Here is a 743-nt window from a genome sequence, read left to right on the forward strand (position 1 = left end):
ACAAGAGCAGAAGATAACGCCGCTTTCTGAGCATATCATCGCGGGTTATTGGTGGGATGAAGAGGGCCGGAATCCCATTCTTGGATCGCGAAAGACGGCGAAAAGAGTGAAGCTACGGGGCGGGTCAAAAGTCATTCTGACGCTTTCCGATATCAATGGGGATGTCTCTGGCGCTGCGTTTAGAGTGAAAGGCATCTTCAAAACACCGTCCACGACCTTTGATGACGGCAATGTGTACGTCCGTAAAGCTGACCTAGAGAAAATTGCAGGGATAGCGGGGGCGCATGAAATCGCCATTTTGCTCAACGCCAATGATGACGACGTGTTGCAAAATATCGTGTCGTTTACCCGAACCTTGACCGACGATGGTTCAGGAAAGCCGTTAACGGTAAGAACATGGCTAGAAATTCAACCCCTGCTTTCAACTATGATGAGCTCGATGGATATCTCCAACCAAGTCATGCTGGTGGTGTTCGTGTTGGCTATGACGCTTGGCATCATCAATATCATGCTTATGTCGGTGTTTGAACGAACCAGAGAATTCGGCGTGCTGATGGCAGTGGGCATGCAGCAACACAAAATTCGTATTTTGATCACGTTAGAAACCATGTTCCTTGGTTTGACGGGATGTGCTTTAGGGTTATTTGGCAGCGCTGCCATGATAAAGCTTCTCAGTGTGACGGGATTATCGCTTGGAGGGGTGGCCGATGGTTTAGGTGCATACGGCGTCGATACTCTGCTTT

Annotated in this window: 1 protein-coding gene; it reads left to right on the forward strand. The window is 49.0% G+C overall.

The genetic code is table 11. From position 1 onward, the window contains the following. The coding region (locus R7040_RS26220) for an ABC transporter permease (RefSeq protein WP_318097545.1) at nucleotides 1-743 on the forward strand (743 nt) is incomplete at both ends.

Source organism: Vibrio sp. 1069, from assembly GCF_033340555.1.